At 70.8% G+C, this 14,217-nt stretch carries 12 protein-coding genes; 2 read left to right on the top strand and 10 right to left on the bottom strand.

Going from position 1 to position 14,217, the window contains the following annotated elements:
• Positions 1-312 precede the first annotated feature (312 nt).
• The 5 genes from Q0789_RS08940 to Q0789_RS08920 form a co-directional block, all read right to left on the bottom strand.
• A complete protein-coding gene (locus tag Q0789_RS08940) occupies positions 313-1,356 on the bottom strand; it encodes a hypothetical protein (RefSeq protein WP_298804331.1) in 1,044 nt (347 codons plus the stop codon).
• A gap of 109 nt (positions 1,357-1,465) precedes the next feature.
• Positions 1,466-2,557: a hypothetical protein gene (locus Q0789_RS08935; protein WP_298804330.1), complete on the bottom strand. Its 1,092-nt coding sequence runs from the start codon at positions 2,555-2,557 to the stop codon at positions 1,466-1,468.
• Between the two features lie 33 nt (positions 2,558-2,590).
• Positions 2,591-3,529: a glycosyltransferase family 4 protein gene (locus Q0789_RS08930; protein WP_298804328.1), complete on the bottom strand. Its 939-nt coding sequence runs from the start codon at positions 3,527-3,529 to the stop codon at positions 2,591-2,593.
• 323 nt (positions 3,530-3,852) lie between these two features.
• Positions 3,853-4,653 carry a WecB/TagA/CpsF family glycosyltransferase gene (locus Q0789_RS08925; protein ID WP_298804326.1) on the bottom strand — a complete coding sequence of 267 codons (801 nt, stop codon included), beginning with the start codon at positions 4,651-4,653 and terminating at the stop codon, positions 3,853-3,855.
• Between the two features lie 126 nt (positions 4,654-4,779).
• Positions 4,780-5,643 carry a glycosyltransferase gene (locus Q0789_RS08920; RefSeq protein ID WP_298804323.1) on the bottom strand — a complete coding sequence of 288 codons (864 nt, stop codon included), beginning with the start codon at positions 5,641-5,643 and terminating at the stop codon, positions 4,780-4,782.
• A gap of 98 nt (positions 5,644-5,741) precedes the next feature.
• On the opposite strand from Q0789_RS08920, the gene Q0789_RS08915 reads away from it, so the two are divergent.
• Complete coding sequence (locus tag Q0789_RS08915) at positions 5,742-6,656, top strand: glycosyltransferase family A protein (protein WP_298804321.1); 915 nt, start codon at positions 5,742-5,744, stop codon at positions 6,654-6,656.
• Positions 6,657-6,754: 98 nt separating this feature from the next.
• On the opposite strand, the gene Q0789_RS08910 is transcribed toward Q0789_RS08915, so the two are convergent.
• The 5 genes from Q0789_RS08910 to Q0789_RS08895 all read right to left on the bottom strand — a co-directional run bounded on the left by Q0789_RS08910 (position 6,755) and on the right by Q0789_RS08895 (position 12,620).
• Positions 6,755-7,981 carry a hypothetical protein gene (locus Q0789_RS08910; protein ID WP_298804319.1) on the bottom strand — a complete coding sequence of 409 codons (1,227 nt, stop codon included), beginning with the start codon at positions 7,979-7,981 and terminating at the stop codon, positions 6,755-6,757.
• 147 nt (positions 7,982-8,128) lie between these two features.
• Positions 8,129-8,365, bottom strand: coding sequence for a DapH/DapD/GlmU-related protein (locus Q0789_RS16730; RefSeq protein WP_366917697.1), 237 nt, complete (start codon positions 8,363-8,365; stop codon positions 8,129-8,131).
• Between the two features lie 350 nt (positions 8,366-8,715).
• Complete coding sequence (locus Q0789_RS08905) at positions 8,716-10,047, bottom strand: O-antigen ligase (protein ID WP_298804317.1); 1,332 nt, start codon at positions 10,045-10,047, stop codon at positions 8,716-8,718.
• Positions 10,044-11,027: a hypothetical protein gene (locus tag Q0789_RS08900; protein WP_298804316.1), complete on the bottom strand. Its 984-nt coding sequence runs from the start codon at positions 11,025-11,027 to the stop codon at positions 10,044-10,046. Before Q0789_RS08900 ends, Q0789_RS08905 begins: the two co-directional genes overlap by 4 nt.
• A 129-nt stretch (positions 11,028-11,156) precedes the next feature.
• Positions 11,157-12,620 carry a sugar transferase gene (locus Q0789_RS08895; RefSeq protein WP_298804315.1) on the bottom strand — a complete coding sequence of 488 codons (1,464 nt, stop codon included), beginning with the start codon at positions 12,618-12,620 and terminating at the stop codon, positions 11,157-11,159.
• 462 nt (positions 12,621-13,082) lie between these two features.
• Here Q0789_RS08895 and Q0789_RS08890 point away from each other — a divergent pair, with 462 nt between their 5' ends.
• Entirely contained in the window at positions 13,083-14,216 is a 1,134-nt protein-coding gene (locus tag Q0789_RS08890; RefSeq protein ID WP_298804313.1) for a hypothetical protein, read from the top strand.
• Position 14,217 lies beyond the last annotated feature (1 nt).

Below are 14,217 nucleotides of genomic sequence, written 5' to 3'. Positions count from 1 at the left end.
CGCCTCCCACCTCGACCGGGCCACGACGACTTCGGTCGCACGCCGTGAGCAAGGCGTCGCCGCCTGGCGCTCGGACCGTACCCGCCGGTCACAGCAGCGCACGTGGCCCTGCCCTCAGGGAGACTCTGGTTCCCCCGAAAGATGCACCGACCACGCCGTCGGTCGTCTGTTGCCGTGAGGTCCTACCACCTCCGCGCCTCGACGCCAAGCACCCCATCGCCTCCCCAGCACCAGGACCGCCACGCCCTTAGGCGGCTGCGGCGACTCCCCTGCCGAGCCGTGGGTGCCGCGGCAGCCGGGGTGTGTCGAGGGTCAGCGCGGGGCGCCCCAGTCCTTGCGGATGGCCTGAAGACGCTCCCAGGGGAAGCCGTCCATGACGGCGTACGAAGGCGTCCCGGAAAGGACGTCCTTCCATGGGTCGGTGCCCGTCCGAGCCTCGAGATAGTTGCCGCTCGCCGCAGTCACCGCGACGGCACCCGAGGTGTCGCTGACTATGAAGCCGTACTTCTGGGCAGCCCGTGCGACGGCCTCCGCGACTGGGTGCAGGCCGAGGGAGTCGACGTCCACAGAGGCGTCGAGCCGGAAGCGGGTGCCCATGGGGATGGCGTCCCAGCTCCTGTCCGCCCCATCACTGCGCTGTGCTGGGTAGCTCCACGACTTCCAGTGCTCGATCTCAGGGATCGTCAGGGCGATGGCATGGTCGATGCGCCCGGCTCGCGACTCGGAGATGCGCACGGCGCCCTGAGACAGGACCAGACCGGAAGCACTCGCCCCCATCCCGTCGTCGAAGTGGCCGTCCGACTTCGAGACGTCGTCGATCCGTCCACCCCAGCAGGCCGACCAGCCGGAGGATGTCCGCTTGGCCTTCCAGAACTCCCAGAGCTGGTCCGTGCTCTCGGAGTAGACGGTGAGCTGTGCGTCACTGCCCGAAGCAGCGACAGCGTCCGCCGGGATGGGCACATTCTCGAAGTGCCCATCCCGCCCGTAGAGGCTCTTCGGCGTGTACCCCTTGCCCTGGCAGTCCGAGAATCGGACGTCTGCGGACCGCTCCGTGTCCGCCGGGACGAGTGAGACGTTGTACTTGTACGCGTTGAAGGCGGCGACGCCGTCGTAGCGGGAGGTCACTTGGTGAGCCAGGTTCTTCACCATGGCGGCGCTCTTGGAGTCCAGAGGTGCCGTGGACACGTCTGACCCGAAGGCGGACGTGCGAGGCGCGACGCTCGACCCCAGCGATGGCGCTTGGCCGAGGCCCGTCGTCTCTGCGCTGGCGGTCGTGATGCCCGACGTCAGGAGCACCGCGAGCAGCACGGAGGCCACAGTTCTGGTCGAGCGTCGACCGGACTTCGTCGAGATCATGGGTGGACGGCTCCTTGCAGTCGGCGATGGACCTCACCCCGATCGGGTGAACCGCGCGGATCTTAGACAGACATGCCTGACTTCGGAGCAACCGGGACGACTTCGGGCGCTATCGCGGACCCGGCTCGCCCCAGTCCTTCGGCAGTGCTTCCAGTTCCCGCCACGGGAACCCCTCCATGACGGCGTAGCTCGGCGTCCCGTCCAGGAGCACTGGCCAGGGGGCCTGGACGCCGGGCGGGACCTGGGCGCTCTCGCCCACCTCCGCGGCTACGGCCACGGCGCCCGCACTGTCCGTCACCATGAACCCGTACCGCTGCGCAGCGCGTGCGACAGCCTCGGCTATCGGGTGGAGGTCCAAGGCGTCGAGGTCGACGTCAGCGTCCAAGCGGAAGCGCTGCCCCATCGGGATAGCCCCCGCGTCGTCGTCCCGGCCGTCCGTGCGGCTGGCCGGCCAGCTGAGCTCATCTCTCGCGACGTCGGGGATGGCCAGGGAGAGGGTGTGCTCGACATTCCCTGAGAGCACCTCTTCCCACCGCAACGCCCCGGCCGAGATGGCCACGCCAGCAGCACCCGCTCCGGAGAAACCGTCGAAGCGCCCGTCACTGCGGCTGACGCCGTCCAGACGACCGCCCCAGCACGCTGACCATCCGCCCGAGTCTCGCTCTGCCTTCCAGAACTCCCACAGCTGGTCGCTCGACGGTGAGTAGATGATGAGGTGCCCGTCGGCCCCGGCAGCGGGTACAGCGTGAGGAGGTATCGGCACGTCGACGAAGTGCTCCATGCCGTCGTAGAGGCCGTCAGGGACGTAACCGCGGTCCTGGCAGTCGTTGAACTGCACGTCCTCACGATCGACCCACCACGGTGCGGTCCAGGAGGACATGCCGAACTGGTGCACGTTGAAAGCCGCGACACCGCCGTACCTGTCCTCGACCTGGTCGACGAGCTCGCTGACGAACTCATCGCTCCGCTGGGACGTCGGGGCAGCCGAGACGTCCTGGCGCCAGACGCTCACCTCGTTGCCTGTCGCCGTCAGCGGATTGGCCAGCGGCTCCGGAGCATCTGCCGGCCCGGCGGTCACGGCCGACGACGGGGCTTCGTCGCTGCGCGAGGTCGTCGGGCTGCAACCTACGAGGCACGCCGCAGCGGCGGCGACGAGCAGGCGCGAGGGCAGGGGCCCCCATCGATCCTCGTCGCGATGCACGGGCAGCACCTCCTCCTAGGTCCGCGCGAAAGCTCAGCCCAAGACGCCTACGTGACGAAGGAGCTCAAGCAGGCGCCTGGCGTTGGACTCCGGCTGGAACTCCTCGACCACTCGGCGCCTTCCCGCGCGACCCAGCTCAGCGCGCTGTTCAGCGTTGGTCATGCCCGTGAGGGCGTCAGCGAGGAGGTCGGCCCGACCCGGGTTGAGCAACCGACCGCTGACGCCCTCCTCCACGAGTTCGGGGATGCCGGCGATGCGCGTCGTGATCACTGGCAGCTCGCTCGCCATGGCCTCCATGAGGACGACGGGGACGCCCTCGGCGAAGCTCGGCAGGCAGAAGACGTCGGCCCACGCGTGGAGGGCCGGCATGTCGTCCTGCCCGACGGGGCCGAGCAGGACGACGCGATCGGCGAGCGGCCCGCGCGCGAGCCGAGTCCGCAGTTGCTCGGCGAGCGGACCGCCGCCGACTACGCGCGCCTCGACGTCGACCCCCCTTGCGACGACCTCCTCGAGCGCCTCGACGAGCACCCCTGGCCCCTTCTCGGGGACGAGACGACCAACGAAGAGGACGCGGAGGGGGCTCGGCGTTCTCCGCCGGCGCTGCTCGGCCAGGCCCGGGTATTGCTCGACGTTCACCCCCATCCGCACGAGGCCCAGTCGGGGCCAGACATCTTGCGCGCTGTGCCGCATGACCTGGCTCCGGCAGAAGTCGCTGATGCAGGCCACCGCGGCGGCCGAGGTGATCTTGGCCGGGAGGTCGTGCCCCGCGACGTCCTCGAACTCGGTCGGTCCGTGCATGCCCAGGGACCAGGACCACGCTTGCGCGGGGTCGGTGCCGCGGCCGAGGTCGACGGCAGCGCGAGCGACGTCAGCGCCGACGTTGGCGAGGTGCACGTGGACGTGCGTAAGCCCGGCACGCCGCATCTCGTGCAGCAGCACGCCTGCTTCGACCAGGTAGAAGATCTGCCACAAGCGGGCTCGGAGGGTGCCCGAACCCCGGGAGAGCGCCCGCCTCACGGCACCGGCGTAGCCGACCGGGGAGCGACGTACGTGACTGGCGTGCGCACGGAGGTAGGCCGCCACCGGGCGTCCCAGGAGAGCCTTCGTGCGTGCGTGTTCCTGCCGGGCACGCTCCGAGAGCAGGTCCGCCCCTACGGCCGAACGGACGGTGAAGGTCTCGACGCGGCACCCCAGCTCGCGCAGAGCCGCGACCTCCCGCTCGACGAAGGCGTGCGAGACAGCGGGATACCGGCTGACGAGCACGGCGAGAGCCGCCACTGGGGCCGGCGATGCCGTCAAGCCGCTCGACCGTCGACGGGCGTGCGCCGGGCGGCGCGGGCGAAGAGCCCCGCGGCGTACGGCAGGTCGTCGACGAGGTAGCGGCGAGCCATTCGTCGCGGCTCCATCGCGAGGCGGTGCACCCACTCGAAGCCGCTGCGCTGGAGGTGCTCGGGGGCACGGGCGACCCGTCCGGCCAGGAAGGTGAGGGCACCGCCGCAGCCGATGAACCAGGCGTCAGGCACCGTCCGGCGCAACCTGCCGATGAGGTGCTCCTGCTTCGGGAAGCCCAGGCCGACGAGGACCAGGTCGGGCTTCGTCCTCTGCAGGTCGTCGACCATGGCCCGCATCTGGGCCTCGTCCCGCTCGAAGCCGAAGGGCGGGCAATGCCACCCCACGACGCGCAGATCATCGTGGCTCTGCTCGAGGGCGGCCGCTGCGGCCTCCGCGACGCCCTCTTCCCCGCCGAGGAGGTAGACCGATCGACCCTCCTCGGCCAGGGCTGCGGGGAGCGACTGCGCCAGCGAGGCGCCGGTGACCCGCTCCGGCAGCGGAGTCCCCATCAGCCGCGACGCCCAGACGATGGGCATGCCGTCGGCGACGACCAGGTCCGCCTGCTCGACGATGGACTGCAGGTCGGGCCGACGCAGCTGCCGGAGGATGTCGACGTTGGGAGTCAGCAGCATGCCGCCGCGCCCCTCGCGGATCCTTCCCACGACATGCTCGACGACCTGGCGCTCGGTGACGGCGTCGAAGTCCACGCCGTCGACCCGCACCGTCCCGCCGTCCCCCGGGCGTCCGTGCTGGGTGTCGCGCATCGCTGAGATGGTCACAGAAGCCCATTGAAGAGCATCGGAGCGTCTCACCCAAACGGAGCGAGCGCATCCGTCGTGACCGGACCGACATTTAACACGCCGTTCACCGGGCCGCTCGCCGGCGCGCGGTCAACGCGTCGAGTCGTCCCGGTGCCAGGAAGCCGGCGTGGTCCTCGCCCTGAGTCGGGCGAGCAGGACCACGACGGTGTAGACGAGCGCCGCCGGCAGCGTCGACGGATCGCGGAGGGCCCGCCGGGCGAGGGCGCCGACGGTTCGCCCCGTGCTGGGGCCGTGGGCCTTCTCCCCGCTGCCGGCGAGCTCGCTGTTGCCCTGGGCCGTGCGCGTGCGGACGGCGAGGAGGCTGCGCATCGTGCGGGGCGTCTCGACGTGGAAGCGGTGGTCCTCGACGACCACGCGCTCGTCGTCGCCGAACGTGCGCTGCACGAAGAGGTCGTCGCTCGTGACGTCGGGGAAGGAGCCGAAGCGCGCGCGGCCGTCGGCGCTGACGCCGTAGAGACCGAGGCCCACCAGCCCCTGGGTCGTGTAAGGGATGCTCGAGTAGGCGGCGAAGAAGGCTCGGACCAGCCAAGGGCGCCCGTCGACGACGAAGTGCACGCGAGGGGCGGCAGCGCGGGGCCCGGGCCCGCGCAGGACGTCGGCCACGGCGCGCAGCGCCGCAGCGCTCACCACCACGTCGGCGTCCAGGTAGATGCGGGGGTAGGCGGCGACGGCTAGGTCACCGGCGTCCAGGGCGAGCCGCTTCGAGCCCTCGGCGAGCTCGACGACACCGACGCCGGCACGGGCGCGGGCGACCTCGGCGGTCCGGTCGGTGCAGCCGTTGGCGACGACGACGACCTGCGCCTCGTCCCGGAGGTCCGGCCAGAAGGCGTCGAGGCACCGACCGACGACGCCCTCCTCCTGGTGCGCGGGGATGACGACCGAGAACCGTGCCCTCACAAGCGCCGCCTGGGTCTCTCGGCTCTCGGGCTGCACGTGAGAATGCTAGTGGTTCGCTGCCCGTAGACGCGCTCCGCGACCAGCCTCGGTAGCGTGAGGCAGCACCCGACGACCCGGATCAGGAGACACACCCGATGCAGCCTCACGCTCGCCCGGTCGACGAGAGCGCCGGCCGCCGGGTGGTCGACGTCACAGTGGTCATCCCGGCCATGAACAGAGCCCATCTCCTCGGTCGTGCGTTGAGGAGCATCGAGGAGCAGACGGTCCAGCCTTCTCGCGTCATCGTGATCGACGACGCCTCCGAGGATGACACCGCAGCGGTCGCTCGCGATGCGGGCGCAGAGGTCATCGAGATGGGCGAGAGGTCGGGGAGTGGACCTGCGCGAAACGCAGGCGTACGCGCGGCGACGACCGAGTGGATCGCCTTCTTGGACAGCGACGACGAGTGGCTGCCCCACCACCTCGAGACGGTGCTCGGCCATGCGCGCGGGCACGTCCTCGCGACGACGGCCGCCATGGCGAGCGGAGGGAAGTGGAAGGGGAGCCCGTATCAGAAAGCTGTCGCCCTGACCCCCGCCTCGATGCTCGTCCCCAGCGATCTCGTCGTCACCAGTTCGACCGTGGTCCGCAGGGATGCACTTCATGAAGCAGGTCTCTTCCGCCCGCTACCCAGGGCCCAAGACATGGATCTGTGGATTCGAGTCCTGGAGGTCGGGACTGGTGTCGCCTGGGGGGAGCCCACCGTCGTCTACCACGAGCACGCCACTCAGGCCGTGCGGGATGTCGACCTCATGCGCGCATCCTTCGAGAACATCCTGTCGGAGTACGCGGCCAGGCCCTGGATGAGCGTCCGCCTCCGCGACTCCGCGTTGAGCCGCGTCATCTGGGACGACATGAGACTCGCTCAGCACCGCCGGGACCGACGAGCCATGGTCCTGAAGGCTCTTTGGTTCGCGCGCAGACCTCATGTCGGGCCAGGGCTGTGGTCCATCCTGCGACAGCGCAAGATCGCTCGAGGTCGAGAGCGCGCCCACGAGGCGGCTACCTGATCCTGACGGCAGGGCAGAGCCCCGCCCGACCACATCGCCGCGGTCCGCTGCTGCGCCCGCGCCGGAGTCCTGTTGGGACTTCGGCGCGGGCGCAGCCGTCAGACCTCGGTGCAGGTCCCGGGCGTCGAGGTGCCAGTGGGCGTACCAGGCACGGTGATGCTCTCGGCGTCGGTCTTCCCGTAGTCCTGCGGCAGGACCTGGATCTTGTCCCACGGGAAGTTCTTGAAGACGGCGTAGCTCGGGGTGCCCCCGAGGATGCTCTTCCAGGGGTCCGAGCCGGTTGCGGCCTGGATGCCGGCACCGCTCTCTGCCATGACGCTGACGGCGCCGGCCTTGTCGGTGACGATGAACCCGTGCTTTTGGGCCGCCTTGGCCACCATCCTGGCAACGGGCGTGAGGTTCAACTTGGAGACGTCCACGCGTGGATCCAGGCGAAGATGCGTGCCCTCGGGGATGGCGCTCGTCGAGGTGCTCCAACCGTCGCTCCTCTGAGCAGGCCAGCTGAAGGTCTTCCAGTGCTTCGGCGCCGGGATGGCGAGGGACATCGCGTGGTCGATGTACCCGCGCTTCACCTCGTTGATCCGGATCGAGCCGGCCGTGAGGGCGAGTCCCGTGGCTGCGGCGCCCATGCCGTCAGGGAAGAATCCGTGGCTCGTCGAGACCTTGTCGATCCTACCGCCCCAGCAGGCGTACCAACCGTCTGACCGCTTCTCGGCCTTCCAGAACTCCCACAGCTGGTCCGAGCTCGGCGAGTAGACGCTCAGCTGCGCGTCGGAGCCCTTCGCCGGGACGGCATTGCTAGGGATGGGCACGTCGACGAAATGCGCTCCGGCCTCGGGCTGGTAGAGCTCCTTGGGTGTGTATGACTTCTTCTGGCAGTTCGAGAACTTCACCGTGACGCGCTTCTGCGTCGCCGGGACGGTGTAGACACTCGTGTTGTACTGGTAGACGTTGAAAGCGGAAACGCCAGAGTAGAGGCTGTCGACCTGCGCCTTAAGATTGGCGGCCATCTCGCCGGAGCGAGGGTCGAGCGGCGCCTGGCTCACATCCTTGCGCCAGACGCTACCGACGGAGAAGACGCCGGCGTCCGGACTGGTGGCCAGCACAGAGGTGATGGAGGTCGTCGAAGCGGCTGCAGCCGTGCCGCCCTTCTGTGCGGCAGCTCCGGGCATGGCACCGAGAGCTACGACCGCACTGGCGGCGACGGCGGCAGCAGCGGCGAGACGGCTGCGCGGATGGCGGTTGGGGCGGCGGCGAGACATGTTGAACCCTTCGCAGAGATCGGGACCGCCGTTACGGGTCCCGCTGCAGAAGGATTCGGTCATGCGCAGAGGCGACTTCGCGCCTGCTGACCCGGACGGGCGACCGCTTCCCCCACTCGCTCTAGGGCGGCTAGTCCATCCCGGGTATATGACTGGCGGACGTTAAAGGTGTATGCGTCGGCCTCGGTCATGTCGCCGCATCTAGACGCGTCATAAGCCTTCTGGTCGCCTGTCACCATCCAATCCCTCACCGCCCACGTCATTCGCTAGTCGCCTTCGAACCACGACAGCGGGATTACCGGCGACGACGGTGTACGGCGGGACATCACGGGTCACCACGCTCCCCGCCCCTACAACGGCTCCACGACCGACGCGTCGCCCCGGGAGGAGGATGCAAGCCGCACCGATCCACACATCGTCATCGATGACTATCGGTCGCTCTGGCATGAATCCCTGCTGGTTCATGGGCTTGGAGACGTCGCTGATGCGGTGACTGCTCGCGAGCAGGATGCATCGCGGGCCCATCATGACGTCGCGCCCGATGTGCACCGGGCCGATGACCAACGCGTCCATACCAATGTCCGACCTATCGCCGAGACGGATGCCTCGTCCGGACCCGAACCAGGCCCCATGCTCGACATTGACGTCGCGGCCGCACGCGTCGAGCATCCGAGCCGCCAGCGCCGCCCGTATCCGTCGACTCACCTGACCCCCTGGACGGGGAGACCAGGGCAGATGTCGGGCACCCGCTAAGTACAGGACGACGCACGCGGACCTCAGAGCACCCATACGTGCCCTCATGACGCCGCTCCACCCGTCTCGGGCGACAGACGACCTGCTGAGTCGCTCCGGACCGTCTCCCTGCGCAGCCGCGGGCGGATGGAAGGGCCGAGTACCAGGCCGGCGACGAGGAAGATGAGGTAGTTGGCCAAGGGGTACGGCACGGGGCTGAGCATCGTGGAGACGAGCCAGGTGACGCCGCCCGCCGTGAGCACCAGCCGCCACTGCTCGAGGTCTGCTCCATCTTTATCCCGTGCCGGCAACTTTCGGGCAGCGGCTCGAACAGGGCCGAGCAGCACTGTCGAGACCCACAGCAGTGCGCCGGGATAGCCGAGCTCCGCCGCGCGAGCCAGGACGACGTTGTGGACCTCGATGTTGGTGTTGGTGACCGGGTACGTGTCGGCCTGGCGCACGTACTCGTAGTTGACGTCGAGGAAGCGAGCCCATCCGACGCCCGTCAGTGGCTCACGCTCGAGTATGCGGAGGGCCGCTGCGTTGACGTTGCGTCGGTCGTCGAGCGATCGAGTCGTCGTCGCGCGTTCGCTGACGGCGTCCTGGAGGCTCGGGACGGCGACCAGGACTGCGACCACGAAAGCCGTGCTGGCGACGACGATGACCGGGAGAAGGCGCCGCAGGGTGCGGTGTTGGAGGCAAGCCAGCACGACGCCCGCTGCCGCTCCGAGCCAGATGGAGCGGGTCAGCGTGAGCAGGATCCCCGCAGCGCACAGGACGCCGGTGGAGGCGGCGATCGTCCGCCACACACCTCGGCGACGTGCGACGAGCATCGCGCTCGCGGCCGCGCAGAAGACGAGCACGAGACCGAGCGCCTCACTCGCCAAGAAGGGCCCTCGAGATCGTGTCGCCTGGATCCCAAGGGAGGGGTCCACGATGAACCGAGGGAAGACCAGCCCGGGCGCCACTCGTTCGAGGACGGCGGTCGTGCCCAGGTAGAGACCGAGCAGGACGAGTGTCTGCAACAGCATGTCTCGCCGCTGAGGCGTGGAGAAGACGACAGGCGCGATGGCGAAGAGGAGGAAGGGGACGACGAGGCGGTCCGCCAGCGCGAAGAGCCCCAGAGGAGTCAGGAGGGTGCCGCTGGTCAGTGCCGACCAGGCGGCGAGGAGCACGAGAGCAGTCATAGCCACATGCGCCGGCACTATGCGGTAGCGGCCTCGCCGCCAAGCCCAGGGGTCGAGCGCGAGCAGGCCCAAGCTCGCTGCGAGGGTCAGGCGATCGGGGCTGATGGGCAGGCCGAGAGCATCGGAGCCCTCACCGGAGAAGATGTTGAGGACCAGGGTGGCGAGGAGCAGCCACAGGTAGAGGGGCCGCTCCGGCCCTCCCCTCGTCACGGACGCCCCGTGGGCGCGGGCTCCGTACTCAGGCGGTCGACGTCGCTGGTGTCGTCGGCTTGCCCGAGGCCACGGAAGGGGTCTTCACCGCTCGTGGCCGTCGAGGGTCGAGGGGTGCGTCGTGCTCGGCGCTCGAGCAGCACAGCCGACAGGAGAGCTGCAAGCACACCGACGACCAGACCGAGCAAGCCGTACCGCTGGACCTGCGACGAGGCGTTGTCGAAGGAGGGGGCGGCCTCCAGCACCGTCACGAGCTGGTAAGCGAGGTCATCGGACGTGACGGCGTCCTCGTACTGCTCTCCGACGGCCATCTGGCGGCGCTCGAGAACGTCCAACTGGGCGGACAGGTCCACCGCCTGGGCACGAACCGGCGCCGTGGAGGGGAGGATGCCTCCCGCAGACTCAGAGGCTCTCTCGGCGTCGTCCAGGGCGGCGCTGACCTCGGCGACCTGCTGTGACAGGTCTGCATATTCGGTCAGGAGCGCGTCGCCGTCACTCGAGCTATTCACGCGATTGGCCTGCTCGAGCAGGTAGTCAGTGATGACGGCCGCACCTCTCGTGGCGACTGCCTCGTTGTCGGCGGTCACTTCGACGCGGATGATGTTCGACTGCGGGATGGGTGACGCCGCCACGTCAGTGACCGCTTCGGAGTCACGACCGAGGACGGGCTCGAGCGCCCCGAGAGCCTGCGAGTTGTCGACGTAACGCGCTGTGCTGGCAGCGAGCTCCTGAGCGGCGAAGGAGTAGCCCGGCACGGATAGAGCAGCCAGGTCATTGCTCCCGACGGCGATTCGCGACTCGGAGGTGTAGGAGTCCGGGAGGAGCACCCCCGTCGCTGCCCCGACCCCAGTGCCTACGAGGACGAGCGCGGTCCCCACGACCCAGTGCCGCCGCAGGGCCGTCAGCGGGCTGACCAGTTCGCGCTCTTCCCCTTCCGCCGGTGCGACGGCGGTCGACCCGCTCGACTGAGCGCTGGACACGTGCTCTCCCCTCGTGGACTGCGGAAACCGCGACAGCGTACGTGCAGTCACCGGTGAGCTAGCCCGTTTCAGAGGGGCCGGACTCTCCGCAGACGCGGGTTGCGGAGAGTGAGTGACCGAGCTCCAGCCTCAGTAGGCCCCACGACCGCGGAGGACGGAGCCCACGGTCTTCCACAGGATCATCGCGTCGGTGGCCGGCGACCAGCTCTCGACGTAGCGCACGTCGAGGCGCTCGGACTCCTCCGCCGACAGGTGCGAGCGGCCACTCACCTGCCACAGGCCCGTGATGCCGGGCTTGACGGCGAAGCGGCGGTGCATGTCCTGGCCGTACCGCTCGACCTCGGACGCCAGCGGCGGGCGCGGCCCGACGAGGGACATCTCGCCCTTGAGCACGTTGAAGAGCTGGGGCAGCTCGTCGAGGGAGTAGCGGCGCAGGACCCGCCCGATCGGGGTGACGCGCGGGTCGCCCTTCATCTTGAACAGGACGCCGTTGCCCTCGTTGCCCGCCATGAGCTCGCCGAGCCGTTCGTCGGCGCGGTCGACCATGCTGCGGAACTTCAGCATGTCGAAGGGCCGGCCGTCCTCCCCCACCCGCTCCTGGCGGAAGAAGACGGGGCCGGGGCCGGACCGGTGCACGAGCAGGGCGAGCACGGCGAGCACCGGGGCGAGGGCGACCACGCCGAGGCCGGCGCCGGCGACGTCGACGACCCGCTTCACCAGCGCGCGGACCCCGCGCAGCTCGGGGCGCTCGAGGTGCAGCAGCGGCAGGCCGGCGACGGGGCGGATGGCCACCCGGGGCCCGGCCACCTCGGCGATGCCGGGGGCGACGACGAGGTCGGCCGTCGTCTCCTCGAGCCGCCAGCCGAGGCGGCGCAGCCGGAGGCTGTCCATCTCCGCGCACGGCAGGACGACGACGGTCTGGATGCCGTCGCGGCGGACGACGTCGACGACGTCGTCGAAGCCGCCGAGGACGGGCGCCGGCAGGTCCTCGACGACGCCGCCGGGGCCCACGAGCGACGCCGACGTCGTGCAGCAGCCCACCACCTGCAGGCCCTGCTGGGGCGCGTGCTGCAGCTGGCCGACCATGTCGCGGATGCCCTCGGCGCGACCGACGACGAGCGTCGTGGCCGTCCGACGACCGACGCGGCGCAGGCGGTGGGTGCGCTTCCGGAGGGCGTAGCGCGCCACGAGGGTGAGCAGGAGCGCCGCGGGCAGCGCCACGACGACGTAGCCGCGCGCCACCTGGAGGTCGAAGGCGTACGCGGTGGTCGAGACGGCCGCGACGACGCTCACGCCCGCGAAGGCGACGCGGCGCACCTCCTCCGGCCCGGTGAAGAGGAAGCGCGTCTCGTAGCCGCGCATGACGGCGACGGCGGCGACCCACAGCACCGGCAGCAGCAGGACCGACCAGGCGGGCTGGTGGGTGATCTCCCACCACCAGGCCCCGGAGCCGAGCGAGCCGAAGCGCACGGCGTAGGCCACGAGCGCCGCGACGAGGGCGGCGGCGCCGTCGACGAGGGGCAGCCGGCGGGCGTAGCGGCCCTCCCAGCCGGCGTCGCGCGGGTCCTGGGTGCGGGGGGCGGGCGACGCCACGGGCGGCGACGCCACGGCGGGCTGGGTCGGCGACGTGGACGGAGCGCCGTCGACGGCCTCCGCGTCGGCGGGGGTCGTGCGAGCGGGCCTCGGCACACGGGCGAGCGCAGCAGCGCTCGGGCGTCCGTCCATGGGGTGCGTCCTCCGTACCAGCGCCCCGGGGGACGCCGTCGACACCTGTCGGTCAGGAGCGGACGCCGCTGTCTCGCCCCCCCAGGCTAGGGGCCGCGGGCCGATCCGTCACGCAGTGACGGCACATCCGGCCGTCCTCACTCCGAGGGGTGAGCACCCTCACGCAGCGTGCAGAACGCGACGAGGTCCCAGGGGTGACGGGGTGACGCGCGCTCGCGGCCCGCCGCCGCCGTCGGCGCCTCGTGCGAAGATCCGCCCACGGGGAGAGGGGACGCGCGCGAGACGCCCGCGGGCCCAGACGACGACGGCGAGGACAGGGGCGCGGCGGGCATGACGGAGCAGCAGGGCTGGGCGCGCCCGGGTGAGCCCGACGGCCGCCACGACGACGCGGCGCCGGCCGGAGCGGCGGGCGGGGGCTGGTCGGTGGGCGCCCCCGGCACCCAGGACGCGTCCGCACCGCCGCCCGCTCCCGCCGGCGGCTGGGGCCCGCCCCCCGGCGCGGGCTCCGCGTGGAGCGCGCCGCAGCGGCCCGGCATCGTGCCGCTGCGCCCCCTCGGTGCGCTGGAGCTGCTCGAGGGCGGCTTCCGCGCCATCAGCGCCAACCCCCGCGTCATGCTCGGCGTCAGCGCCGTCGTCTTCGGCGCCGTCGCGGTCATCTCCCTGCTGCTGACACCGCTCTTCGGCGGCGCGCTGGCCTCCTTCGTCAACGACTCGCTGCCCGCGGAGGCCACCGCCGGCCCGGGCGGCGAGTTCGGCGCCCTGGACTTCGCGGGGGTCGACCCCGTGACCGGCGTCGTCTCGCTCGTGGCGACGACCGTCCTCACGGGGCTCCTCGTCCTGTCGGTCAGCGCGTCGGTCATCGGGCGCACGGTCCCGGCGGGCGAGCTGTGGCGGCGCGTGCGCGGCCGGGTCCTCGCCCTCGTCGGGCTCGCCCTGCTCACGAGCGTCGCCCCCGCCGTCCTCGTCCTGCTCGGAGCGGGCCTCGGCGCCCTCCTGCTCCTCACGGGCAGCACGTCGGCCGGGGTGGTCGGCATCGTCCTGGGGACGCTCCTCGGCGTGGCCGCGGCCGTCTGGCTGACGGTGTCGTGGTCGCTGGCCGCCGTGGCGCTCCTGCTCGAGGGTCGCGGCGTCCTCTCGGCCCTCGGGCGCAGCACCCGGCTGGTGCGCGGCACCTTCTGGCGCGTGCTCGGCGTGCTGCTGCTGACCTTCGTCCTGTCCTCCATCGCGACGAGCGTGCTCGTCGTCCCGGCGGGCCTCGTGGCCGGCGTCATCCAGGTGGCCGCCAGCGGCGGCGCCGCCGACGCCGCGGCCCTGTTCATCACCCTCCTGCTCTCGACCGTCGCCAGCGTCCTCGTCCAGCCCTTCGTCTCCGCCGTGCGGGCGCTGCTCTACACCGACCTGCGCATCCGGCAGGAGGGCCTCGACGTCGAGCTGGCCCGGGCCGCCGCGGAGCCGACGTCCTGAA

Origin of the sequence: uncultured Pseudokineococcus sp. (genome assembly GCF_947499845.1) — a bacterium.
GTDB lineage: Bacteria > Actinomycetota > Actinomycetes > Actinomycetales > Quadrisphaeraceae > Pseudokineococcus.
This window is presented reverse-complemented; position numbering and strand designations above follow the sequence as displayed.

Excerpts from the sequence above, each read along its gene's own strand:
- Q0789_RS08940 (WP_298804331.1), bottom strand. The coding sequence starts at position 1,356 with ATGATCTCGACGAAGTCCGGTCGACGCTCGACCAGAACTGTGGCCTCC.
- Q0789_RS08925 (WP_298804326.1), bottom strand. The coding sequence starts at position 4,653 with ATGCGCGACACCCAGCACGGACGCCCGGGGGACGGCGGGACGGTGCGG.
- Q0789_RS08915 (WP_298804321.1), top strand. The coding sequence starts at position 5,742 with ATGCAGCCTCACGCTCGCCCGGTCGACGAGAGCGCCGGCCGCCGGGTG.
- Q0789_RS08910 (WP_298804319.1), bottom strand. The coding sequence starts at position 7,981 with ATGACCGAATCCTTCTGCAGCGGGACCCGTAACGGCGGTCCCGATCTC.
- Q0789_RS16730 (WP_366917697.1), bottom strand. The coding sequence starts at position 8,365 with ATGCCAGAGCGACCGATAGTCATCGATGACGATGTGTGGATCGGTGCG.
- Q0789_RS08890 (WP_298804313.1), top strand. The coding sequence starts at position 13,083 with ATGACGGAGCAGCAGGGCTGGGCGCGCCCGGGTGAGCCCGACGGCCGC.